Raw genomic sequence first — 23,256 nt, 5'->3', positions numbered from 1 at the left:
TCCGTGTACTTAGGAGTAATAAATGGATCATGTAATTTCTGGTGTAGCTAAGTTTCAGCGCGACGTTTATCCTGAAAAGAAAGAAACCTTCAAAAAGCTGGCGACCGGCCAGAATCCGGAAGTATTGTTCATTACTTGTGCGGACTCCCGCATCGACCCGAATCTGGTAACGCAAACAGATCCAGGCGAGCTTTTCATCTGCCGCAACGCTGGCAACATTGTACCTCCTCACAGCAACCAAACCGGTGGCATGACTGCATCAATCGAGTTTGCTGTTGCTGCACTTGGCGTTAGCCACATCGTAGTATGTGGCCATACCGATTGCGGTGCAATGAAAGGTGCACTAAATCCTGAAAAATTGGATAGCTTGCCACACGTTAAAGAGTGGTTAGGTCACTGCCGTTGTGCCACTGAAGTTGTTAAAGAAAAGCATGGTGGCGAACTTAATGCTGATAGCTTAGCAGAAGTGACTAAAGAGAACGTATTGCAGCAAATGCAACACCTGAAAACCCACCCAGCAGTAGCCGCTAAACTGGCGACTAAAGCCGTTCAGTTACACGGTTGGGTATACGACATTGAAACCGGCATGGTCCATTGCTACGACCCTGAAACAGACAGTTTCAAAGAAATGGAACAGGCCTATGCTGAGCGCACTTTAGTGGTAGGCGCGTAAGGAAATAGCCTATGAAACTTGATTTATCGTTTAGTGAAATAAAGAACGATTTACCCGCCAGTATCGTTGTATTTTTTGTCGCGTTACCACTTTGTCTGGGTATCGCTCTGGCTTCTGGCGCACCGTTGTTTTCCGGCGTTATCGCCGGTATCATCGGTGGTGTCATTGTTGGCCTGATGAGTGGTTCTCGACTCGGTGTAAGCGGACCAGCAGCAGGGTTAGCGGTAATCGTTTTTGATGCCATTGGTACACTTGGAAGCTGGGAATTGTTTCTGGTTGCCGTGGTACTTGCCGGTGTGTTCCAGTTAATTCTTGGATTTATGCGCGCTGGTTTTGTTGCCTACTTCTTCCCCACGTCGGTCATAACCGGCATGCTGGCAGGTATCGGTATTCTGATTATTCTGAAACAGTTACCTTACCTGTTTGGGTGGCATTCCGATTTTCTTGGAGAAGAAGCCTTCAACCAAGTAAATGGAGAAAACACCTTCTCTGCAATCGAGCATGCGGTGTCTCTTATGTCACCAGCAGCGGTTGCGATTTCGGTGGTTTCCCTGGCCTTGCTGGTCATTTGGGATAAATACCTCACCAAAGCACACAAAATATTCCAGCTTATTCAGGGGCCTATTGTAGTGGTTCTGCTGGGTATTGTTGCTTCTATCGTACTGGCTCAAGCTGGTATGCCATTACAGGCAGACCAATTAGTCAGCTTGCCGGTTATCGACAGCTTCGAAGCTTTTAAAGCAGAAATGGCGTTCCCGGCATTCTCTGAAATGATGAATATTGATGTATTCACCATCGCGTTGGTTATGGCGGCGGTTGCCAGTATTGAAACACTGCTTTGTGTTGAAGCTACCGATAAACTGGACCCGCAGAAGAATACAACACCAACCAACCGTGAGTTGAAAGCGCAAGGTATTGGTAACATTATTTCTGGTCTGGTAGGTGGTTTACCTATTACTCAGGTAATTGTTCGTAGTTCTGCGAATATCGCCTTTGGTGGTAAAACCAAAATGTCAGCCATTCTGCACGGTGTTTTTCTGTTAATCGCGGTATTTGCAGCAGCCACTATGCTGAACCAGATCCCGTTGGCATCGTTAGCTGCCATTCTTATTACCGTTGGTTACAAGCTGGCTAAGCCTGCCATGTTTAAAGTGATGTACAAAACGGGTTGGGAGCAGTTCTTACCCTTCGTTACCACTATTCTGGTAATGGTATTTACTGACCTTCTGACAGGTGTGGTAACAGGCCTTGCTGTGAGCGTGTTCTTCACACTGAAACACAGCTACCGCAATTCATACCAGTTCACTGAAACCGTGAACGAAGAAGGCGGTGCGAGAACGCATCACATTGTTATGGCTGAGGAAGTCTCTTTCTTTAACAAACCTAGCATTTTGAAGAAACTAAACTCTATTCCAAAAGATTCCAAAGTCGTTCTGGATTTCTCAAAGAGTAAGTCAGTGGCTTTCGATGTAAAGGAATTGGTTAAAGATTACCTCGACCAAGCCGGTAGTAAAAACATTAAAGTTGAAACTATACAGTTTCAACAATAATAGAATGTTCTAAGACGCTTTCTGTTAGTTAGTCCTGCAGTTAAAGGGCCGATTAGGCCCTTTTTGTTTATCTCGAAAAATTGGTTTATTGTTTTACTGACAGTGTAATTACTCATCAACTCATTCAAATGAGTATCTCTGATAGAAAAAAGCTATCGCGAGTAGTGGTGTTTTTCTATAAAGCTATCAGTTAAAAATTCTTTTAACAGAATAATGATAATACCATGTTAATTTGAGGTAAATTTATGGACCACGTGATCTCTGGTGTCGCAAAGTTTCAGAAAGAGGTATTCCCCAAAAATAAAGCAACCTTCGAAAAATTGGCTAATGGCCAAAATCCCGAAGTCCTTTTCATCACCTGCGCTGATTCGAGAATCGATCCCAACCTCGTGACTCAGACCGGCCCGGGTGATCTCTTCATCTGCCGTAATGCTGGCAATATTGTTCCTCCGCATACTACCCATACCGGCGGTATGACCGCTTCTATTGAATTTGCCGTTGCGGCTTTGGGTGTAAGCCACATCATCATTTGTGGTCACTCTGACTGCGGCGCGATGAAAGGTGCACTTGCGCCTGATTCACTCGATACATTACCCCACGTAAAAGAATGGCTTGGTCATTGCCGTTGCGCCACCGAAGTGGTGAAGGAAAAGCACGGCGATTTATCAGCTGATTATCTCGATGAAGTCACCAAAGAGAATGTATTGCAGCAAATGCAGCACATTCGCACCCATCCTGCCGTTGCAGCGAAACTTGCCACTAAGCAAGTTCAATTGCATGGTTGGGTTTACGACATCGAGTCTGGTGACGTGCTTTGCTACGATGAGAAAGCTGAAGCATTCAAGCTGCTTCAGGACGTATATGGTGGCAAACCCTTTGGCGAGAAAAGGTAGGAGGCGAGTCAGATGAAAAACTTACTTTCTAATGTAAAAGGCGATTTAACCGGCGGCCTCACAGCCGGTATTGTTGCGCTGCCGCTAGCTCTCGCACTTGGTGTGGCGTCAGGTGTCGGCCCAATGGCAGGACTTTACGGCGCTATTGCGGTTGGTTTTTTTGCTGCATTATTAGGTGGTACACCGTCGCAGATTTCAGGACCGACAGGTCCCATGGTGGTCGTTCTGGCAGGCTTGTTTGCCACGCTTTCGGGTGACTTAGGCTTGATTTTTACGGTGGTGATGCTCGCCGGTCTGCTACAAATAATTATGGGCTTTACCGGTGTCGGTCAGTATATCCGACTGGTGCCTTATCCAGTGATATCCGGCTTTATGTCTGGTATTGGTGCCATCATCATTATTCTGCAACTTGGTAGATTGATGGGGCATGAGCCGCCGGGAGGCACTATTGGTGCGCTGAAATATCTTCCTACGGCACTTTCTGACATCGATTTCGTTACCCTTGGTCTTGGCTTAGGAACATTGGTTATTGCCTATAAGTGGCCGCCTAAATTGGGCAAAGTGGTACCGGGTGCGCTTGCAGCACTGATCATTGGTACACTGGTGAGCTTAGGTCTTGAAACGCCAATTCTTGGCAATATTCCAACAGGTTTACCAGAGCTGCACATGCCGGTATTCGACCAGTCAAAATTACTTCTGGTGCTGGAAGCTGCCTTCATTCTCGCTATCCTGGGTGCAATTGACTCGCTGTTAACGTCTCTTGTGGCGGACAACATGACCCGTACTCGTCACGACAGTAACAAAGAACTTATCGGCCAGGGTGTTGGTAACACGGTTGCTGGCCTGATTGGTGGTATTGCGGGTGCTGGCGCGACGATGCGTACGGTAGTGAATATTCGAAGCGGTGGTAAAGAACGCTTGTCGGGTATGGTTCATGCGCTGGTACTGCTAGCGATAGTATTGGGCCTTGGTCCATTAGCTGCGCAAATCCCTCACGCCGTATTGGCTGGTATTCTGGTGAAAGTGGGTCTGGATATCATCGACTGGAGTTATCTGAAGCGCGCGCACACTGGGCCGCGTTGGGACTTCGTTCTCATGTTGCTGGTACTGGGGCTGACGGTATTTGTAGATCTGATCACTGCGGTGGGTGTAGGTGTGGTATTGGCTGCATTAGCTTATGTTAAGCAAATTGCGCAGCTTCAGCTTGATGAAGTGAATAATCTGCCAGAAACATCAACCGATCCTGAAGAAGACGCGCTGCTTAAACAGGCAGGTAACAAGGTACGTATCTTCAGCTTTGGTGGTCCGTTGAGTTTTGGTGCTGCCGCTGATTTAGGCCATCACGTTCGTGAGAAAGTAAAAAATGGTTCACGGGCGCTTATTCTGGACTTCAGCCGTGTGCCCTCCATGGATGTCTCTGCTGCAATGGCGGTGGAAACTATCACATCTGATGCGAAGGCTGCAGGCCGTCACGTGATCATGTGTGGCGCAGCTGCGGCAGTACAAACAGTGCTTGAAAACATCAACGCGCACCAGAGTGGTGTGGTTGTAACGCCAGACCGCAAAGCGGCGCTAGCTAAGGCGATGGCATTGGTGAATGAGCCGGGAAAGGATAACGGCAGTCCGGGTGCTGCCGCAAATTTCATCCCAGCGAAATAATCATTAATCATAAACAAAGGGCTTCCAAACGGAAGCCCTTTTTATTTGTGCTTTTTTACCAGATTTGCACCCGATCTTCTGGTGCAAGATACAGTGCATCGCCAGGCTTCACGTCGAAGGCTTCGTACCATGCATCCATGTTACGTGGTGTCAGGGTACGGTAACGAGCTGGAGAGTGCGGGTCAGTGCGAAGCTGATTAATCAGACTTTGCTCTGTACGCTTCTCGCGCCAAACTTGCGCCCATGCCAGGAAGAAACGCTGATCGCCAGTAAGACCGTCGATAACAGGGGCTTCTTTACCATCAAGGCTTAACTTATAAGCTTCATAAGCCATTGCCAGACCGCCCACGTCACCAATGTTTTCACCCATGGTCAGCTGACCATTTACGTGCTGGCCTTCTACTGGCTCGTATGCATCGTACTGGGCTCCCAACTGTTCAACTTTTGCCGTGAACGCTGTTAAATCTTCATCAGTCCACCAGTTACGCTGAATGCCGTTAGCATCAGATTTTGAGCCCTGATCATCGAAACCGTGGCCCATTTCATGACCAATAACGCCGCCGATTGCGCCATAGTTTACCGCTGGGTCAGCGTTCGGGTCGAAAAACGGTGGCTGCAGAATCGCTGCAGGGAATACAATTTCGTTAAACGAAGGATTGTAATACGCATTCACGGTTTGTGGCGTCATGCCCCAGCGCTCACGATCGGTTGGCTTCAACTCGTTCTCAACGTCTTTTTCGTGGAAGAATTTGCGTAAGTTACGAATATTTTGTACCAGTGTGTCGCTACTGATTTCAAGACCACTCAGGTCAACCCACTCATCTGGGTAACCGATTTTAGGACGGAATGCCGCCAGTTTAGCGCGTGCTTCTTTTTTGGTTTCGTCGCCCATCCACTCAAGGCCATCGATACGCTTGCCCAGTGCGGTACGCAGGTTTTCAACTAGCTCCGACATTTGTGCTTTTGAGCTTTGTGGGAAGTAGCGGTCAACGTAAATTTTACCCAGCACAAAGCCAAGTGATTCAGTTCCCGAGAGCTGTCCAACAGCGCGCTTCCAACGTGGGCGAGGCTCTTGCTGACCATTTAACGTCCGGCTGTAGAAATCAAAAGATTCGTTATTGATTTCTTCGCTTAGCAATGAAGAATTATTGCTAATGGTATGGAAGGTTAGATAGGTTTTCCAAATACCCAGGTCGGTTTCGTTGATGATGTTGATGACATCTTTCAGCGGTTCTGGGGTACTGATGTTCAGTTCTGGTGCTTTCAGATCAGACTGAGCCAGGAAAGTATTCCAGTTGAAGCCTGGATAGGCATCGCTCAGTGAAGCGCGCTCAATTTGGTTCAGGGTGAGGTCGCGGTTACGGCGTTTCGCACGGGGCCACTGCGCATCGGCAATGCGGGTTTCCAATTCAAGAATTTGCTGCGCGCCTTCCGCTGGGCTCTCAGCACCTGCAAAGGCCAACATCTTCTCTACGTGAGCAACATAGGCTTCGCGAATTTTTACGAAACGCTCTTCATCACTGAGGTAGTAATCGCGATCTGGCAGACCTAAACCACCTACACCTACTGTTACCTGATACTCGTTAGGATCGAGGCGGTTATAACCCAGGTAAGAATAGATTGGCGTGGCACTGCCGTATAACCATGACTGACCAAAGACACGAGTAAGGTCATCGCGGTTACCAATTTTGCTTATCATGCCAAGAATGTCAGAGATGGGTTCGATTCCTTGGGCATTGATGGTATCGGTATCCATGTAAGCAGAATAGAAGTCGTGAACCATTTTCTCTTCGGTATTGAGATCCTGCTTCGTCATCAGGTCATCAACGATAGCTTTTACCTGTTCTTCACTGCGGTCTCGTAATGCGTTAAACGCACCAAAGCGAGTTTTGTCAGCCGGTAATTCGTAATTTTTATACCAAGTGCCGCTGGCATAACCAAAGAAGTCATCTCCGGGTTTAACTGACGTATCCATGGCGGTTAAATCCACACCAAAACTGCCCAATTCAGGCTTGCCGGCTTCTGCTGTAGTTTGTGATTCTTTTGCCGGAGCGGAAGACGCCGACTGTTCCGGTTTGCTACAACCAGAAAGGCTGAGTGCTGCAGCAATAGTGGCAGCAAGTAACTTATACTTCATTGTCGTTTCTCTTTGTCGTTATGGCAGCGTCGGGTGTGACAGCTGCTGTACTTGTTGTTTTCAGTTTATTTGTCATTGCTTCGTTAAACGGTAACACAGTTGCCGCCTGTTGGAAGTAATGGGAAATTTGTGGCGTTTCCTGATGTAAAAATTCTTCTACAGCACTATGGAAACGGTTATCAAATAAATGGTGAAGAGACACACAAAAGGTAGGCTCGAAGCCGCGTAAAATTTTATGTTCACCTTGTGTCCCTGGATTAAACAAAGGTAATCCATGCTCAATGGCGAATGCAATGCCTTGATTGTAACAAGATTCGAAATGCAGCCCATCGATGTCCTGCAGGCTCCCCCAATAGCGGCCATAAAGGCCCTGTGCATCGTAAAAAAACAGTGCGCTGGCAACCGGTTTCCCGTTTCTGGACGCCTTCACTAACAGAGTGTGGTCAGCCATAGTACGGAAAATAGATTCGAAGAAGTCAGGGGTGAGATACCCGCTATGTCCCGACCGCTTTAGATAAGTTTGCTGGTAACAGAGAATAAAAAACTGAATATCGTCGTCAGTCAGTTCGGCACCTTTAATACGCTGGATGGTAACCCCAGCTGCATCCAGTTTTTGACGTGATTTTCGCAGTGAACGGCGTTTTCTTGATGTTAGTGCGGCGGTGAAATCATCTTCAGTTTCGTACCCATAGTTGTACCACTGAAACTGTACGGAATAGCGCCGGGCAAAACCATTCTGTTGCCAGGATGGTGAATCAGCCTGAGGGCTGAACAGAATATGCAGCGATGACACGCCATCGTTTAGCAAGGTATTGAGCGAAGCGCGGATAGTGGGAAGTAAGTCGTCAGCGTTGTATCCATCTGCAACCAGTAACCTTGGGCCGGTAACGGGAGTAAAAGGAATAGCGCTAATCCATTTTGGATAATAATCCAAACCATGTTGCTCATAGGCATGCGCCCAACCGTGGTCGAACACGTATTCGCCGTAGCTGTCGGCTTTCAGATAACCAGGCATGGCGGCAATCAGTTTTGACTTGTGATGTACCAGCAAAAAATACGGATGCCAGCCTGTCCCTTCACCCACGCAGTCCGTATTTTCCATGGCTGACAGAAGCGGATATTGCAAAAACGGCCCGGCAGACGATGCAAGCGCTTGCCAGGCGGGTGCTGGTATTGCATTAATAGATGTGACAAAGGATGTGGTATATTTCATCTCAGACACGAAGTTAGCTGTTCATCAGAACACGCTGTCAATATAAAGCCAATGTTAGTTAGAAATCTGATAATCCGACACCATGACAGACCCCAACCGCAAAATCATTATTGACGCGATTACCCGCATGCTGGCACGACGAGAGCACAGTAGGGTCGAAGCCCGCACAAAGCTAAGCCAAAAGGGGTTTGACCCAGAGGCATATTTGCCGGTTCTGCAGGAGTTCACCGAGGCTGATATTCAAAGCGATGGTCGCTATGCTGAAATGCGAGTTCGCGCCTGTGCGTCGAAAGGGATTGGGCCTGAACGAATACAACGAGAATTATCGCAACATCAGATTGATCATTATGTGGTGCAGGAAGCCATGAAAGAGGCCGATGTAGATTGGTTTGAGTTGGCGCTAAACGTAAAAATCAAGAAATTTGGTGAGGGCAGGGAAACTGACTTTAAAGCCCGTCAAAAACAAATGCAGTTTATGAATTATCGCGGCTTTACCCGTGACCAAATCCAATATGCCGTCAATGGCGACTAAAACCCGACTAAATTAGCAGCGAATCCTTAACAACCACGCGCTTTCCATGATATGTTTGCGCCCTGCGGGCGGCGCACCTGTTCAGGTGCCATTTTCCCCACCATTTTCATGCATCTTCGGTACATCGCGGATATTTTCCCTAGCACCGATGGGATGTGCACTGTTAATAAAAGTAGGAAGTTTGGATTTCAATGACATTATCAACTGCTGACATACGCCAAAAGTTTATCGATTACTTTAAGAGTCACGGCCACCAGGCAGTGGCAAGTTCTTCTCTGGTGCCGGCAGATGATCCTACACTCCTGTTCACCAATGCGGGTATGAACCAGTTCAAGGACGTGTTCTTAGGGGCAGAAAAGCGCAGCTATAGCCGCGCAGTTTCTTCTCAGCGCTGCGTTCGTGCAGGTGGTAAACATAACGATTTAGAAAACGTAGGCTACACCGCTCGCCACCACACCTTCTTTGAGATGTTAGGTAACTTCAGCTTTGGTGATTACTTTAAAAAAGAAGCAATCAGCTTTGCATGGAATTTTCTTACCGTTGAACTGGGTCTGCCAAAAGAAAAGCTGTTGGTAACCGTGTATTCGGAAGATGATGAGGCGTTCGCTATCTGGGAAAACGAGATCGGCGTGCCAGCAGAAAAAATTATCCGCATCAATACCTCCGATAACTTCTGGTCCATGGGTGATACCGGCCCGTGTGGTCCGTGTTCCGAGATTTTCTACGATCACGGCGAGCACATTTGGGGTGGTCCTCCGGGCACGCCAGAAGAAGACGGCGACCGCTTCATTGAAATCTGGAACCTGGTTTTCATGCAGTTCAATAAGCAAGCCGATGGCACCATGGAGCCGCTGCCGAAGCCTTCTATTGATACCGGTATGGGCCTTGAGCGTATTTCTGCCATTCTTCAAAATGTGCACAGCAACTATGAAATCGACTTGTTCCAGAACCTCATTAAAGCGACAGCTGACATCACTGGCGCAACCGATCTGGAAAACAAATCTTTGCGCGTGGTAGCGGACCACATTCGTTCATGCGGCTTCTTAGTGTGTGATGGCGTTATGCCAAGCAACGAAGGTCGTGGTTATGTACTGCGTCGTATTATTCGTCGTGCGGTACGTCATGGCTATCAATTGGGCGCCAAAGACATTTTCTTCTACAAGCTGGTAGCGGCACTGGTGAAGGAAATGGGCGAGTTTTATCCTGAACTGGCTGATCAACAACCGGTTATTGAGAAAGTACTGCGCGTAGAAGAAGAGCAGTTCAGTAAAACCCTTGAGCGCGGTATGAATATGCTGAATGACGCGTTGTCTGCCCTGGAAGGTGACACAATTCCGGGTGAAGTAGTATTCAAGCTTTATGATACTTACGGTTTCCCGGTAGACCTGACTAACGATGTGGCCCGTGAACACAACGTGAAAATTGATGAAGCCGGTTTCGAAAAAGCCATGGAAGCCCAGCGCAACCGTGCAAAAGAAGCGAGCAATTTTGGCGCGAACTATAACGACTTATTGAAAATCGATCATACAACATCGTTCACCGGCTATAACGATGTTGACGGTGAAGCGAACATCGTTGAGCTGATCTTCGACAACCAGTTTACCGACACGTTGACCGATGGACAGGAAGGGGTTGTGGTACTGGATCAAACTCCGTTTTATGCAGAATCGGGTGGTCAGGCCGGCGACAGCGGCGTGCTTAAAGTAGCAGGCGGCGAGTTTATTGTTTCTGATACCCAGAAAATGGGTAACGCTTTTGCCCATAAAGGTAAAGTGGTTGGTGAGATTAAGAAGGGTGAAAAAGTCACGGCCGCGATTGATAACGCCAAACGCGAAGCAGTGAAGAAAAATCACAGTGCTACTCACTTACTGCACGCGGCATTACGTGAAATCCTCGGTGACCACGTAACGCAGAAAGGTTCACTGGTTGAAGCAGCCCGTATGCGTTTTGACTTCTCTCATTTTGAAGCGGTCACGCCAGAACAGCTTCTGCAGGTTGAAAATCGCGTGAACGAGGAAATTCGTGCGAACCATTCATTGAAGACAGAACTGATGGAACTGGATGAAGCGAAGGCTTCCGGTGCCATGGCATTGTTCGGTGAGAAGTATGACGAGAAAGTGCGCGTAGTAACCATGGGCCCATTCTCGGTAGAGCTTTGTGGCGGTACTCACGTTCAGCGCACCGGTGATATCGGTTTATTCAAGATCACCTCAGAAAGCGGCATTGCATCAGGCGTTCGTCGCATAGAAGCGATAACTGGCGCAGCGGCAGTTGAATATGTGCAACAACAACAGATTCAGTTACAAACCGCAGCAGGATTATTAAAAACAGATAGTACAGGCCTGATTGACCGTATCGGTGCATTGCAGGCGCAAACTAAAGATTTGGAAAAAGCACTTACCGCAGCGAAGCAAAAATTGGCTGCGCAACAGGGCGCTGATCTCTTAGGCGAGGCCCAGGATATCAATGGCGTGAAAGTGCTGATTTCCGAGCTTGAAGGCGTTGAGTCGAAAGCATTACGTGGAATGATGGACGATCTTAAAAACCGAATCGGCGAAGGCATCGTAGTACTAGGTATGGCTGATGGTGCTAAAGTCAGTTTAATTGTAGGTGTCACCAAACAGCTAACCGGCAAAGTTAAAGCAGGAGAACTGGTAAACTTTATTGCCTCACAGGTTGGTGGAAAGGGCGGTGGCAGACCAGACATGGCGCAAGCCGGTGGTAGTCAGCCAGAGAATCTGAAAGGTGCATTGGCGTCAGTTAACGCATATCTGTCAGATAAGCTATAATCCAGTATCTAAGGTATACAGTGAGTTTCTTAAGTGACATGGAAACAGGGAATCACTGCTGTTACCGTCGGGTCGTGCCGACGAGTGACGAAAGTTAAGGGAAAGTTCATTTTTAAAGGACAGGAGCAAGCGAATGCTTATATTGACTCGTCGTGTAGGTGAAACCCTGATGGTAGGTGATGATGTTACCGTGACTGTATTAGGGGTTAAGGGTAACCAGGTACGTATTGGTGTGAATGCGCCAAAAGAAGTATCAGTGCATCGTGAAGAAATTTACATGCGCATTCAGGCTGAAAAAGGTGGTCAGCCCGGCAATACTGCCGAATAAACACCAACGAAAAAAGGCCGGTTTACCCGGCCTTTTTAGTCTTCGTAACGTGGAAAAGTTGGCTTTTTATTCGATTTGTTTAAAATGGCAGCATACGATTCATTTTATTGAAAAAAGGGTTTGACTCCCTCACGAGTATCAGTAAAATGCGCACCACTGTTACGGAGAGGTGGGTGAGTGGCTGAAACCAGTTCCCTGCTAAGGAACCATACCTATTACTGGTATCGAGGGTTCGAATCCCTCCCTCTCCGCCACTATTAAGGTTGGAAGTGGTGGCCAACAATAAGTTTTAATGCGCGTGTGTAGCTCAGCTGGATAGAGTACCTGGCTACGAACCAGGCGGTCGGAGGTTCGAATCCTTCCACACGCGCCAACTTACAAAAGCACCACCTTTTACGGTAAAACGTAAAAGTATACTTAAAGCGTGTGTAGCTCAGCTGGATAGAGTACCTGGCTACGAACCAGGCGGTCGGAGGTTCGAATCCTTCCACACGCGCCACATTGAAAAGCCCACCATCTGGTGGGCTTTTTCATTTCTGCTATATGCTTTTTCTTCTTCTCTCTAACATCGACGTTTCACACATTCTTTCAAATCATCAGTTTGGCTGCTCTCGTTTAAGGGCCCGGTGCCGTACATAGCATCGCACTGTCATCGTTTGCCCCTTGCTAATAATGGGAAATGGCCCACAATGATGATAATTTGTACAAAAATAAATCCTGATCACAGGTCTTCACCGTTCTGTTTAATTGACCAAAAGCAAAATGTCGCGTGCTTTTATGCTGTAATCTCGCATATTTATTTAATTTATAGGTCTGAAGTCCCATTGTTTTTGCATTTTCAACATGATAATTATTCGCTTCACCAAAATTAGAGGTAATTTATATGGCCCCTGAATCCATGAGCAGCCTACTGGGCGAAGCCGCCACACTGATGGTGACCGGTATGGCATTTGTATTTGCTTTCCTGGCGCTGTTAATTGGTGGTGTGCGTTGCATTGCCTGGTATTGCGAAAAGTTTCCCGGCGAGGAACCCGCAGCCGCGCCGGTTCGCTCCCGGGCTGCGCCGACAGCGAAAGACAACACAGTTAGCGCCGGAACGATAGCAGCGATAACCGCTGCCGTTCACCAGCACCGAAATAATCAGAAATAGATTTAAAGAGGAATCACTATGTCTAAGCCGTTGGCACTAACAGAATTAGTTCTCCGTGACGCTCACCAGTCCTTACTGGCCACTCGCATGCGTCTTGAAGACATGTTACCCATTGCCAGTAAACTCGATGATGCTGGATTCTGGTCTGTGGAATCCTGGGGCGGTGCAACCTTCGACGCCTGTATCCGTTATCTTGGGGAAGATCCCTGGGAACGTATTCGTGCATTGAAAAAGGCGATGCCGAAAACGAAGCAGCAAATGCTGCTGCGCGGTCAGAACTTGCTTGGCTACCGTCACTACGCGGATGACGTGGTGACCCGCTTTGTTGAACGAGCCCATGATAATGGCGTGGACGTGTTCCGTATTTTTGATGCCATGAACGATGTCCGTAATCTGCAAACCGCCGTGAAAGCCGCCATTGATTGTGGCGCCCACGCGCAGGGCACCATGTCCTATACCATCAGCCCCATGCACACTATCGATGGCTGGGTGGATATGGCGAAGCAGCTCGAAGACATGGGCGTGCATTCCATCTGTATTAAAGATATGGCTGGTCTGCTGAAACCTTACGAGTGTGAAACGCTGGTTACCCGCCTGAAAGAAACCGTGCAGGTGCCTATTGCCATGCAGTGTCATGCGACGACCGGCCTGAGCACAGCGACCTATCAGAAAGCCATTGATGCTGGCATCGACATGCTGGATACCGCAATTTCCTCAATGAGTATGACCTATGGTCACAGTGCTACCGAAACAATTGTCTCGGCTCTCGAGGGCACAGAAAGAGACACCGGCCTGTCGCTGGAAGGCCTGGAAGAAATCGCCGCTTACTTCCGTAATGTGAGAAAGAAATACGCTAAATTCGAAGGCAGCCTGAAAGGGGTGGATGCCCGCATTCTGCTCGCGCAGGTGCCGGGCGGCATGCTCACCAATATGGAAAGCCAGCTGAAAGAGCAGGGCGCGGAAGACAAGTTTGACGAGGTGCTGAAAGAAATTCCGCGGGTGCGTGAAGATCTCGGCTTTATTCCGTTGGTGACACCAACGTCGCAAATCGTGGGTACACAGGCGGTACTTAACGTGCTGACCGGCGAGCGTTACAAAAGCATTTCCAAAGAAACGGCTGGTGTACTGAAAGGTGAATACGGTGCCACGGCGGCGCCAGTGAATGCTGAATTACAGGCCCGGGTGCTTGACGGTGGCGAGCCGGTAACCTGTCGACCAGCGGATCTGCTCAAGCCGGAAATGGAAAGCCTCACCGATGATCTGGCGGCACTGGCTAAAGACAAAGGCTTCCTGCTGGCGGATGAACAAGTCGACGATGTACTCACTTACGCCTTGTTCCCGCAAATCGGTCTGAAGTTCCTGCAGAACCGTGGGAATCCGGACGCGTTTGAACCTGCGCCAGGCAAAGAACCGGAAGTGGCTACAGCGCCTGCTGTTGCTCCACGAGCTACGGGTCAGCCTTCCAGTTACGATGTCAAAGTGGATGGCAAGGTGTATCACGTGGAAGTGGCTGATTCCGGCACGCTAACCAGCGTGACACCGGCTGCAGCCACTGCGCCGGCCTCGTCTGCGGAGCCAGCACCATCGGCCAGCGGCCAGACTATCAACGCACCGCTGTCCGGAAATGTGTTTAAGGTACTGGTTAGTCCGGGCGATGTTGTGGCTAACGGTGACGTGGTGATCATTCTGGAAGCCATGAAAATGGAGACGGAAATACGCTCTGCCTTCGACGGAACGGTTAGTACTATTCTCGCTAAAGAGGGCGACAGTGTCGCCACCGGTCAGGCACTGATAGAGTTATAAGCCATGGAAAAACTGTATATACTCTGGGACAGCACCGCGCTGGCCCATTTTCAGAGTGGCGAGCTGGTAATGATGGCCGTTGGGCTGTTATTACTGTGGCTCGCCATCGTAAAAAAATTCGAACCTTTGCTGCTGTTTCCTATCGGCTTCGGTGCTTTACTGACCAACATTCCGTTGGCAGGTTTTTCTGACCCCGGTGGCTTGCTCTATTATATCTACGAAGTGGGTATTCACTCTGGCGTGTTCCCGTTACTCATATTTATGGGGGTGGGAGCCATGACAGACTTTGGTGCCTTGATTGCGAATCCTCGCATGCTACTACTCGGCGCTGCTGCACAGTTTGGTATCTTTGCCACATTATTTGGTGCGATAGCGCTGAATTTCATTCCCGGCTTTGATTTTAGCCTGAAAGACGCGAGTGCTATTGCCATCATCGGCGGTGCCGACGGCCCCACAGCCATATTCCTGGCCTCTCGTCTGTCACCGGATTTATTGGGTGCCATTGCTGTAGCAGCCTATTCCTACATGGCGCTGGTGCCTATAATTCAGCCGCCCATCATGAAGGCGCTGACCACCGAAGACGAGCGCAAAATCGAGATGGCGCAACTGCGTCACGTGACCCGCAAGGAGAAAATTATTTTCCCGCTGGCGGTACTCATTCTGACCATTCTGTTCCTGCCATCAGCTACACCGTTGGTGGGCATGTTCTGTTTTGGTAACCTCATGCGGGAGAGTGGTGTGGTTGATCGTTTGTCGAAAACGGCACAGAACGAACTCATCAATATTGTCACCATCTTCCTCGGGCTGGCAGTAGGTTCCAAGCTTTCGGCTGATAAATTTCTTACTGTGGAAACCTTAGGGATCTTGGGCCTGGGTGCTATCGCTTTCGCCATAGGTACTGCTGCAGGCGTACTAATGGCAAAGGTTCTGAATAAAGTGAGCGGTGGCGGAATTAACCCATTAATTGGTGCCGCGGGTGTGAGCGCGGTACCCATGGCGGCCCGTGTGGTTAATAAAGTCGGTTTGCAAAGCAATCCGCATAACTTCTTGCTCATGCACGCCATGGGGCCAAATGTGGCGGGCGTACTGGGCTCTGCCGTGGCGGCGGGTATCCTGTTGGCGTTGGTGGGCTAAGGGAGTTCTACTCTGATGTAGCCAGCGTTTGCTGAGGTACGAGTGACTGATAAGCGAGAATGAGCTTTTTAGTCATCTCGTGCTGAGGCCAACGGAAAATGGTTTCGGTTTTACCTGTTTCTACAATCTGGCCACCGTCCATGACAATGATCCTGTCGGCGATATGACGCACAATCCCTAAGTTGTGAGAGATAAATATAAATGACAGACCCAGTTCCTTTTGCAGTTTCAGGATCAGGTTTACCGTTTGTGAACGCACTGAGGGATCGAGTGCTGCGAAAGGTTCGTCGGCAACCAGGATTTTCGGTTGCAACACCATGGCCCGCGCAATTGCCACCCGCTGTTGCTGACCATCTGACAACATATGGCGATAAAAGTAGTAGTGATCACGCAGCAAACCTACTTTAACCAATATATCTTCAATAAGAGTTTTGCGTTCTGATTCCGACAGTTCGGTATTAAGCTTTAGCGGTTCATCGAGAATGCGCCCCACAGGAATGCCCGGATTCATCGCCTCACTACTGTGCTGGAAGATCATTCGGATATCGTTACTGCTGTTGTAGCTTTTTGTAGACTTCTTTTTAGCCGCGTTGTACATCACGTTGCTTAAGAATATTTCCCCTTCGTCGGCGGGAATTGCGCCAACCAGCAGCTTCGCCAACAGAGATTTACCCGCACGGTTTTCACCAATTATCGCAATGGTTTCACCTCGCTTTACCGTCAGCTCTATAGGCCCTAAAGCAAATACTTCTGGCTTTTTCAACCAGCGCTTCTGATCGCTATGACGGAATGTCAGGCCACTGACATGCATAAGCTCGCTCATAGTTTCTCCATATGCAGCGGAAAGTGGCAGCTGTAAGTGTGATCATGAATACGTCTTACGCCCGGTGTGCTCACGCAGGCCCGCTGCGCACGAGGACAGCGAGGTCCTAAACGGCATCCGATTGGTACATGCTGTAACGAGGGGATGGTGCCGTCGAGAGAGGGCAGTACCGATTTCGGTGGCAAGTCCGCCCGGAAACTTGGTGCACTGTCGATAAGCGCTTTGGTGTAAGGATGCAGTGGGCGCTTACGAATATGTTTCATTTTGCCCGATTCCACCGTCTGACCGCAGTACAGTACTGTCATGGTATGGGACATGCTGGCAATGGCCAGCAAATCGTGACTGACGAACAAAATCGAGAGTGATTTTGTTTGATTCAGCCGCGTGAATAGCTTCAATACTTTGGTTTTGGTGGTGGTTTCCATCCCTCGGGTCGGGTCGTCGGCGATGAGTAATTTCGGTTGTGAGATCAACGCCATGGCAATCATAAACTTCTGACCAATGTCAGTGGGTACCTGGTGCGGGTACGCGTTCAGATAATGTTTGTGATTCTTAATGCCCACCTTATGTACGGTATTGATGGCGGTTTTTCGGCGATCCAGACTTCGCTGCCAGAACCATTTACCGTTGACTAACTCGTCGGGGATCGCCTCTTCGAGCTGTTGTCCTAATGTCATCGACGGGTCCATCGACGTAATAGAATCTTGGAACACAACACCAATATCACGGCGCATCAGTTCACGTCGTTCTTTCGCCGTCATCGACAACATGTTCTTGCCATGCCAGCTCATACGGTCGGCCGTGACTTTCCATTGGGGCGGTAATGCACCAGAAATGGCCTGTACCATTAAACTCTTACCGGAGCCAGATTCACCCACCAGTGCGCGAATTTCGCCACTGTTAACGGTGAGGTTCACTTTATCGAGGGCCTTTACCCGCGTACTACCGTTATCAATTTCCAGGGTCAGGTTTTTGATGTCCAGCATTGGCATTAGTGTGTCAGCCTCCGTCTTAGTGCAGAGCGTAAACCGTCGCCGACAATGTTAATTGCCAGAACCATAAGAAAGATAGTCAGACCCGGCAGTCCCACATTCCATGGCGCCACATAGGCAACATCGAGGCCATCAGCAAGAATAACACCCAGTTCCGGCAGTGGCGGCTGTGCGCCCAAATTCAGAAAACCCAGTGCCGAAATGTCGATAACAGCAACGGAAAGCGCCAGAGAGCCTTGTACAACAAGCATCTCAATCATGTTGGGCAGTACCGAGTGAAAGAAAAGCTGTACAGGCTTGGCGCCGTCCAAACGAGATGCCAGGATGTATTCTTTTTTCATTTCGCTGCGTACAAACGAGCGGGTGTGATGTATGAACTGTGGGATCAATGCCAGTGTTATGGCCCACATACTGTTCACCAAGCCCGTGCCCAGAATCGCGACGATAATGATGGCGATTAACAGGGTAGGAATGGCCATGAGCGCATCCAGGGTATGATTAATGACGCTTGAACGTACACCGCTCGTCATCCCGGCAATGGTGCCAATGGTGACGCCCACCAGCATGGCGATTAATACTAAAAGTACGCTGGAACCGAAGGTTACCCGGCATCCATACATAATACGGGAAAATACATCACGCCCGAGCGCATCGGTGCCAAACAGGTGGCTGACTGTGCCGTTAGGTTCCCAACTTGGTGGTACGAGTAACGCATCGATGTTTTGTTGTAGCGGGTCGTAAGGGGCAACGAGCGGCGCAAACAAAGAAACAAAAAGAAACAGACCAAGCACAATGAAGCCCGCAAAGGCAACATGGCTACTGCGAAATTCTTCCCAGGTGCGATGCCACGGGGAAGGCTGTGATTCTTCCTGATAAAGACTAAACTGTGCCACGTTCGTATTTTTCCCGACTTGGATCGATGATTCGGTTAAACAAATCAATCAAAATAGTAAAACTAACCACTAAGGTTGCCACAGCGAGCATGCCCACCCGTAATGCCGGATAGTCCCGCTGGTAAATAGCCTGAATCAACCAATTGCCAATACCCGGCCATGAAAAGAGCGTTTCCACGATCATTGCGTTAGTGATCAGCGTGGTTATCTGAATCGCCATTAAAGGTAGAATGGGGAGTAAGGCGTTACGCAGGATATGCCGACGAAATATTTGAACGCGGGACAGCCCCCGTGACTCTGCAGCTGCGATATAAGGGCTTTTCAACACATCAATAACAGATCGTCGTGTGAGTCTTACCACTGACGCTGTCGATACCAGCGCAATGGAAATTGTTGGCAGTAACAAATGATAAAGCGCGTCATTTAATGCCAGTGACGTATCGGTGTTCTCAGCAATAATAATATCAATCAGAATAAAGCCCGTGGTGGGCGGAACATCGAACAACAAGCTGACACGACCAGACAGTGGCACAATCCCAAGGTTCAGACTGAACACCATAATAAACACCAACGCCAGCCAGAAAACGGGAAACGAGTAGCTCACCATACTGGCCGAATTAATCAGATAGTCCCGTTTCGTGTAGCTGCGCATGCCTGCATAACACCCAAGCGGTACACCCACGAAAATTGCCACGAAGAGCGCATATGCACTGAGTTCGATGGTTGCGGGCATGGCGATGCCAATTTCTTCGCGTAAGGGCAAGCCGGATACAAAACTGTATCCCCAGTTCCCTTGCAGTAGCTGCTGTACGTAATGAATAAATTGAAACAGATAGGGTTTATCCAGCTGGAATTGACGTAGCAAAGCGGCTCGTTCGGTTTCATTTTGCGGGGTAATACCGGTGAGGTTCACCAGTACATCACCGGGAAACAGGTAAGCCAGTGAAAAAGACAGCGCCGCCAGCACCAGCATCGTGGTGATAAACAGGGTGGCATAACGAATTAGAATTTGTATCACAGGGACTTAGTCACTCCGGCAAATCGCACGCCGCCGTACGGGTTAATACTCATACCTTTTAAATTTTTTCGATAGGCCTGGTAGCGATAAGCATGTGCAATAGGTACCAAGGGAAGTTCATCATACAACAGACGGTTTACTTCTTCATAAATCGCTTTACGTCGTTCGAGATCCTGTGTCTCCAGCGCTTCGTTGATCAGCGCATCATACTTTTCATTGCACCACATGGCGCGATTCGTACCCGATGGAATAGCGCCACAGCTGAGAAGAGGGCGGTAGAAATTATCCGGATCACCATTATCTGCAGACCAACCAATCAACACACTGTCATGCAAACCTTCCCGTAAATGTCGACGGAATGTGGTCCAGTCATAAGTCACAATATTCACTTGAATATCAACGGCGGACAAATAACGTTGAATCAGCTCAGCCATTTTACTCGCGTTTGGATTATACGCCCGTTCAACTGGCATTGCCCAAATGGTCATGGTGAAGCCTGGCTCAATACCCGCTTCTTTAAGTAATTTCTTCGCCAAAACCGGGTTATACGCGGTATCTTCCGCATCACTTTGAAACGCCCAACTGGCTGTAGGAAGCAAGGTTTTCGCCCGCGTGGCGCTTTCAAAATATACGGCTTCCAGCAGGGTGTTTTTGTCGATGGCCAGTGCCAGCGCTTTTCTGACTTTCGGATCATCAAAGGGCGGGCGTTCCGTGTTGAAGGCCCAAAAGCCAATATTCAGACCTGGCTTTTCAGACAACTCGAGTTCTTCCCGGTTACGAATGATCTCAAGCTCAGTTTGCGCAGGGAAGGCAATGGCATCGCATTCACCGGTGATGAGTTTCGCCAGTCTTATCGAACTCTTGGTGGTGATATCGTAAATCAGATGCTCGGTATTAGATTGTCCATCAGGTAATTCGTCAAAACCCCAGTAATTTTCATTTCGAAGGAAGCGGATGTAATGATCTTTACGATAGCTTTCAAACTTAAACGGGCCGGTTCCTATGGGGAAGTAATCAATGCGTTCTGGCGTACCGCGACTTAGCAAATGGTCGGCATATTCCGCTGACAGTATGACTGAAAAATCCGTAGCCAGGTTTGCTAAAAATGAGCTGTCAGGTTCTTTGAGGGTAATTTGCACCCGGTAGCCGTTTATTCGCTCAACATTTACGATGTTTTCTGCTAATCCAAGGCTTTCAAAATAGGGGTAGCGGCCGCCGGAAACGGCATGAAAAGGATTAGAAGGCAAACGCCAGCGGTTAATACTGAAGATCACATCGTCAGCATTCAACGTGCGGGTTGGCGTAAAATAGGTTGTGGTGTGAAAGGTGACATCTTTATGAAGCTGGAAGGTATAAGTTAGCCCGTCATCAGACACCACCCAACTTTCAGCAACATTAGGCACAATTTGCCCGCTTTCGGCATCGAAATTGAGAAGGCGATCATAAAGTTGATGCGCCGTTGCATCGGCAGTGGTGCTAGACGTGTCAGTTTGCGGATTAAAGTTCACCGGGTTACTTTCGGAGCAATAGATGATCCCTGATTGGTAAAAGGCAATCTGTTCTGATTTATCGCAGGCCTGCAAACCTGCTAAAGCAACCAGAAATGCCGCCCACCGAAAACCGCCTCGCACCGTCACGCCTCCACAGATTCTGCCGAAGAATCCAGTAAGTTATATTTTTTCAGATATCCACGAAGCTGATGATAAGTCAGACTCAACTTTTCTGCAGTCTTTTTCTGATTAAACTGACTGTCTTCAAGGGCCTGGCGAATCATATCGATTTCATATTGCTGAGAGCGTTCTTTTAGATCGATGGGGAAGTTAAACGACGCCGTCGCCGGTGCAGCAGGCGCGTTTGCCGCGACATCGGGTAATTCAGGCGGTACTTCCACCACATCGGACACTGTGCCAGAGCTTGCCATTCTGTCTTGAGTTTTAATTCTGCCTTTGGGCCTGAACGGAGATTCAAACGGATCGAGAGTAATTTCATGCACCGGTAGGTGAGGGTTGTTGGTGCGATATACCGCCCGTTCAACCACGTTTTTCAGCTCACGGATGTTGCCCGGCCAGGAGTATTCCAAAAGCGTTCGGCGTGCCTTTTCGGTAAAACCGCTAAAGAGTTCCATTTCCAGTTCACGGGCCATATTGATGGCGAAGTTTTCTGCCAGAAGCAATATGTCTTCTTTTCGTTCCCGTAATGGCGGAATAGTAATAACATCGAATGCTAAGCGATCCAGCAAGTCAGCGCGGAATTCTCCGCTCTCTGCTAAAGCCGGTAGGTCTTCGTTTGTCGCCGCAATAATACGCACATCAGTTTTTAGTGTTTTACTGCCGCCCACACGTTCGAATTCACCATATTCAATAACTCTGAGCAGCTTTTCCTGAATAAGTCCTGAGGTGTTTGCCAGCTCGTCGAGGAACAGGGTGCCGTTGTTGGCGACCTCAAAACGACCTTCCCGGCGTTTGGCTGCTCCGGTAAATGCACCAGCTTCATAACCGAACAGCTCACTTTCAAGCAGGTTTTCATTCAGAGCGGCACAATTGAGTTTGACGTAGTTTTGATCCCAGCGCTGTGAAAGAAAGTGCAAACGAGCAGCGATAAGTTCTTTACCGGTTCCCCGTTCACCGATTACCAGCACCGGTTTGTTCAGTGGTGCGATCTGTGAAATCTGTTCCAGTGTTTCCAGAAAGCTATTGGCCTGCCCAAGCAAGTTATCTTGTTGGCGAAATCTACTCATTTATTCCCTCAAGTGTTAGTCAATTAGACCAATTCTTAGTGTAGATGAAAAATTGGCGAGAATCGAACTATTCTTTATCATGAAAAAAGGCTTTCAATTCAGTGGCATGCAAATACGATGAAGTTGGCAAGTATATTGTATAGATAAAACCCAGTCGCAGATTGCGAATTTTCAAACCATGCACTTTTGCATGATTATTTCACGAGATAGAGGTAATGAATATGGGTATCTTCTCGCGTTTCACCGATATAGTGAATTCAAACATCAACGCTTTACTGGATAAAGCTGAAGATCCGGAAAAAATGGTTCGTCTTATCATCCAGGAGATGGAAGACACACTGGTTGAGGTGCGTTCTGCGTCAGCGAAAACCATTGCCAGTAAAAAGGAAATTGTAGCGCAAATCAGTAAATACGAGCGTGATGTTGAAGATTGGGGAGCTAAAGCGGAACTGGCGCTGAGCAAAGATCGCGAAGACTTAGCACGTGCTGCCCTGCAAGAACGCAAAAAGGCATCGGAAGCAGCTGTTGCACTGGGGCAGGAACTGGCTATTGTTGAAGAGCAGATTTCTAAACTTCAGGACGAAGTGGGTCAGTTGCAGGATAAACTGGCAGACGCAAAAGCTCGTCAGAAAGTGATTATTATGCGCCAGAAAACAGCCAGCTCTCGCTTAGAAGTGAAGCGCACGCTGGATAGCAGTAAAGTCGATGCGGCAATGGGGCGCTTTGAGCAATATGAGCGTAAGATTGACGATTTGGAATCTCAGGTTGAAGCTTATGATTTGGGTAAGAAAACCCTCAACGATGAGTTTGCTGAGCTGGAAGCCGGTGACAAAATCGACGAAGAGTTAGCCACATTAAAAGCCAAAATGAATCAGAATAAGAGCGCAGAATAAAAAGCGCGTCAAACCGGCAACCAAACGGTTGCCGGAAAA

General features: G+C 48.5%; 19 protein-coding genes and 3 tRNA genes. 14 read left to right on the top strand and 8 right to left on the bottom strand.

Going from position 1 to position 23,256, the window contains the following annotated elements:
* Positions 1–22 precede the first annotated feature (22 nt).
* From BFC18_RS18365 to BFC18_RS18350, 4 genes are all read left to right on the top strand, one after another.
* Positions 23–673 (top strand): carbonic anhydrase, encoded by a 651-nt coding sequence (locus BFC18_RS18365; RefSeq protein WP_070127006.1) that lies wholly within the window; start codon positions 23–25, stop codon positions 671–673.
* 11 nt (positions 674–684) lie between these two features.
* On the top strand, positions 685–2,223 hold the full coding sequence (locus tag BFC18_RS18360; RefSeq protein WP_070127005.1) for a SulP family inorganic anion transporter: 1,539 nt from the start codon (positions 685–687) through the stop codon (positions 2,221–2,223).
* 245 nt (positions 2,224–2,468) lie between these two features.
* A complete protein-coding gene (locus BFC18_RS18355; RefSeq protein WP_070127004.1) occupies positions 2,469–3,116 on the top strand; it encodes a carbonic anhydrase in 648 nt (215 codons plus the stop codon).
* Between the two features lie 12 nt (positions 3,117–3,128).
* Positions 3,129–4,775 carry a SulP family inorganic anion transporter gene (locus BFC18_RS18350; RefSeq protein ID WP_070127003.1) on the top strand — a complete coding sequence of 549 codons (1,647 nt, stop codon included), beginning with the start codon at positions 3,129–3,131 and terminating at the stop codon, positions 4,773–4,775.
* A gap of 55 nt (positions 4,776–4,830) precedes the next feature.
* Here BFC18_RS18350 and BFC18_RS18345 read toward each other — a convergent pair whose 3' ends face one another.
* Together BFC18_RS18345 and BFC18_RS18340 are read right to left on the bottom strand one after the other, a co-directional pair.
* Entirely contained in the window at positions 4,831–6,912 is a 2,082-nt protein-coding gene (locus BFC18_RS18345; RefSeq protein ID WP_070127002.1) for a M13 family metallopeptidase, read from the bottom strand.
* Positions 6,902–8,125: a GNAT family N-acetyltransferase gene (locus BFC18_RS18340; RefSeq protein ID WP_070127001.1), complete on the bottom strand. Its 1,224-nt coding sequence runs from the start codon at positions 8,123–8,125 to the stop codon at positions 6,902–6,904. The genes BFC18_RS18345 and BFC18_RS18340 overlap by 11 nt, the downstream gene beginning before the upstream one ends.
* A gap of 82 nt (positions 8,126–8,207) precedes the next feature.
* Between BFC18_RS18340 and BFC18_RS18335 the strand changes: the two genes are divergently transcribed.
* The 9 genes from BFC18_RS18335 (at position 8,208) to BFC18_RS18295 (ending at position 15,861) form a co-directional block, all read left to right on the top strand.
* Positions 8,208–8,657 carry a regulatory protein RecX gene (locus BFC18_RS18335; RefSeq protein ID WP_070127000.1) on the top strand — a complete coding sequence of 150 codons (450 nt, stop codon included), beginning with the start codon at positions 8,208–8,210 and terminating at the stop codon, positions 8,655–8,657.
* A 191-nt stretch (positions 8,658–8,848) separates the two neighbouring features.
* On the top strand, positions 8,849–11,446 hold the full coding sequence (gene alaS / locus BFC18_RS18330) for an alanine--tRNA ligase (protein WP_070126999.1): 2,598 nt from the start codon (positions 8,849–8,851) through the stop codon (positions 11,444–11,446).
* A 133-nt stretch (positions 11,447–11,579) separates the two neighbouring features.
* The gene (csrA, locus tag BFC18_RS18325; RefSeq protein WP_070126998.1) at positions 11,580–11,774 is read left to right on the top strand and encodes a carbon storage regulator CsrA; all 195 of its coding nucleotides are present in this window, start codon (positions 11,580–11,582) and stop codon (positions 11,772–11,774) included.
* 163 nt (positions 11,775–11,937) lie between these two features.
* A tRNA-Ser gene (locus BFC18_RS18320) sits at positions 11,938–12,028 on the top strand.
* 42 nt (positions 12,029–12,070) lie between these two features.
* Positions 12,071–12,147: transfer RNA gene (locus tag BFC18_RS18315), tRNA-Arg, on the top strand.
* A 49-nt stretch (positions 12,148–12,196) separates the two neighbouring features.
* Positions 12,197–12,273: transfer RNA gene (locus tag BFC18_RS18310), tRNA-Arg, on the top strand.
* 384 nt (positions 12,274–12,657) lie between these two features.
* The gene (locus tag BFC18_RS18305; protein ID WP_070126997.1) at positions 12,658–12,924 is read left to right on the top strand and encodes an OadG family protein; all 267 of its coding nucleotides are present in this window, start codon (positions 12,658–12,660) and stop codon (positions 12,922–12,924) included.
* Positions 12,925–12,942: 18 nt separating this feature from the next.
* Positions 12,943–14,727, top strand: coding sequence for a sodium-extruding oxaloacetate decarboxylase subunit alpha (gene oadA / locus BFC18_RS18300; RefSeq protein WP_070126996.1), 1,785 nt, complete (start codon positions 12,943–12,945; stop codon positions 14,725–14,727).
* Positions 14,728–14,730: 3 nt separating this feature from the next.
* Positions 14,731–15,861 (top strand): sodium ion-translocating decarboxylase subunit beta, encoded by a 1,131-nt coding sequence (locus tag BFC18_RS18295; protein ID WP_070126995.1) that lies wholly within the window; start codon positions 14,731–14,733, stop codon positions 15,859–15,861.
* Between the two features lie 7 nt (positions 15,862–15,868).
* Here BFC18_RS18295 and BFC18_RS18290 read toward each other — a convergent pair whose 3' ends face one another.
* The 6 genes from BFC18_RS18290 to pspF are packed head-to-tail and all read right to left on the bottom strand — an operon-like array spanning position 15,869 to position 22,324.
* The gene (locus BFC18_RS18290) at positions 15,869–16,684 is read right to left on the bottom strand and encodes an ATP-binding cassette domain-containing protein (RefSeq protein WP_070126994.1); all 816 of its coding nucleotides are present in this window, start codon (positions 16,682–16,684) and stop codon (positions 15,869–15,871) included.
* A complete protein-coding gene (locus BFC18_RS18285; RefSeq protein ID WP_070126993.1) occupies positions 16,681–17,676 on the bottom strand; it encodes an oligopeptide/dipeptide ABC transporter ATP-binding protein in 996 nt (331 codons plus the stop codon). The genes BFC18_RS18290 and BFC18_RS18285 overlap by 4 nt, the downstream gene beginning before the upstream one ends.
* The gene (locus tag BFC18_RS18280) at positions 17,676–18,569 is read right to left on the bottom strand and encodes an ABC transporter permease subunit (protein ID WP_070126992.1); all 894 of its coding nucleotides are present in this window, start codon (positions 18,567–18,569) and stop codon (positions 17,676–17,678) included. Before BFC18_RS18280 ends, BFC18_RS18285 begins: the two co-directional genes overlap by 1 nt.
* Complete coding sequence (locus BFC18_RS18275; protein WP_070126991.1) at positions 18,556–19,587, bottom strand: ABC transporter permease; 1,032 nt, start codon at positions 19,585–19,587, stop codon at positions 18,556–18,558. Before BFC18_RS18275 ends, BFC18_RS18280 begins: the two co-directional genes overlap by 14 nt.
* Positions 19,584–21,218 carry an ABC transporter substrate-binding protein gene (locus BFC18_RS18270; protein ID WP_070127533.1) on the bottom strand — a complete coding sequence of 545 codons (1,635 nt, stop codon included), beginning with the start codon at positions 21,216–21,218 and terminating at the stop codon, positions 19,584–19,586. Before BFC18_RS18270 ends, BFC18_RS18275 begins: the two co-directional genes overlap by 4 nt.
* Before the next feature lie 2 nt (positions 21,219–21,220).
* The gene (gene pspF, locus BFC18_RS18265; protein WP_070126990.1) at positions 21,221–22,324 is read right to left on the bottom strand and encodes a phage shock protein operon transcriptional activator; all 1,104 of its coding nucleotides are present in this window, start codon (positions 22,322–22,324) and stop codon (positions 21,221–21,223) included.
* A gap of 221 nt (positions 22,325–22,545) precedes the next feature.
* Between pspF and pspA the strand changes: the two genes are divergently transcribed.
* The gene (gene pspA / locus BFC18_RS18260) at positions 22,546–23,217 is read left to right on the top strand and encodes a phage shock protein PspA (RefSeq protein ID WP_070126989.1); all 672 of its coding nucleotides are present in this window, start codon (positions 22,546–22,548) and stop codon (positions 23,215–23,217) included.
* Positions 23,218–23,256: the final 39 nt, after the last annotated feature.

This window comes from Alteromonas confluentis, from assembly GCF_001757105.1.
Lineage (GTDB): Bacteria > Pseudomonadota > Gammaproteobacteria > Enterobacterales > Alteromonadaceae > Alteromonas > Alteromonas confluentis.
This window is presented reverse-complemented; position numbering and strand designations above follow the sequence as displayed.

What these genes read in the sequence shown, in the direction of transcription:
- BFC18_RS18345 (WP_070127002.1), bottom strand. Translation starts at nt 6,912, where the DNA reads ATGAAGTATAAGTTACTTGCTGCCACTATTGCTGCAGCACTCAGCCTT.
- BFC18_RS18285 (WP_070126993.1), bottom strand. Translation starts at nt 17,676, where the DNA reads ATGCCAATGCTGGACATCAAAAACCTGACCCTGGAAATTGATAACGGT.
- pspA (WP_070126989.1), top strand. Translation starts at nt 22,546, where the DNA reads ATGGGTATCTTCTCGCGTTTCACCGATATAGTGAATTCAAACATCAAC.
- BFC18_RS18290 (WP_070126994.1), bottom strand. Translation starts at nt 16,684, where the DNA reads ATGAGCGAGCTTATGCATGTCAGTGGCCTGACATTCCGTCATAGCGAT.
- BFC18_RS18360 (WP_070127005.1), top strand. Translation starts at nt 685, where the DNA reads ATGAAACTTGATTTATCGTTTAGTGAAATAAAGAACGATTTACCCGCC.
- alaS (WP_070126999.1), top strand. Translation starts at nt 8,849, where the DNA reads ATGACATTATCAACTGCTGACATACGCCAAAAGTTTATCGATTACTTT.
- csrA (WP_070126998.1), top strand. Translation starts at nt 11,580, where the DNA reads ATGCTTATATTGACTCGTCGTGTAGGTGAAACCCTGATGGTAGGTGAT.
- BFC18_RS18340 (WP_070127001.1), bottom strand. Translation starts at nt 8,125, where the DNA reads ATGAAATATACCACATCCTTTGTCACATCTATTAATGCAATACCAGCA.
- BFC18_RS18305 (WP_070126997.1), top strand. Translation starts at nt 12,658, where the DNA reads ATGGCCCCTGAATCCATGAGCAGCCTACTGGGCGAAGCCGCCACACTG.
- BFC18_RS18335 (WP_070127000.1), top strand. Translation starts at nt 8,208, where the DNA reads ATGACAGACCCCAACCGCAAAATCATTATTGACGCGATTACCCGCATG.
- pspF (WP_070126990.1), bottom strand. Translation starts at nt 22,324, where the DNA reads ATGAGTAGATTTCGCCAACAAGATAACTTGCTTGGGCAGGCCAATAGC.
- BFC18_RS18365 (WP_070127006.1), top strand. Translation starts at nt 23, where the DNA reads ATGGATCATGTAATTTCTGGTGTAGCTAAGTTTCAGCGCGACGTTTAT.
- oadA (WP_070126996.1), top strand. Translation starts at nt 12,943, where the DNA reads ATGTCTAAGCCGTTGGCACTAACAGAATTAGTTCTCCGTGACGCTCAC.
- BFC18_RS18350 (WP_070127003.1), top strand. Translation starts at nt 3,129, where the DNA reads ATGAAAAACTTACTTTCTAATGTAAAAGGCGATTTAACCGGCGGCCTC.
- BFC18_RS18355 (WP_070127004.1), top strand. Translation starts at nt 2,469, where the DNA reads ATGGACCACGTGATCTCTGGTGTCGCAAAGTTTCAGAAAGAGGTATTC.
- BFC18_RS18295 (WP_070126995.1), top strand. Translation starts at nt 14,731, where the DNA reads ATGGAAAAACTGTATATACTCTGGGACAGCACCGCGCTGGCCCATTTT.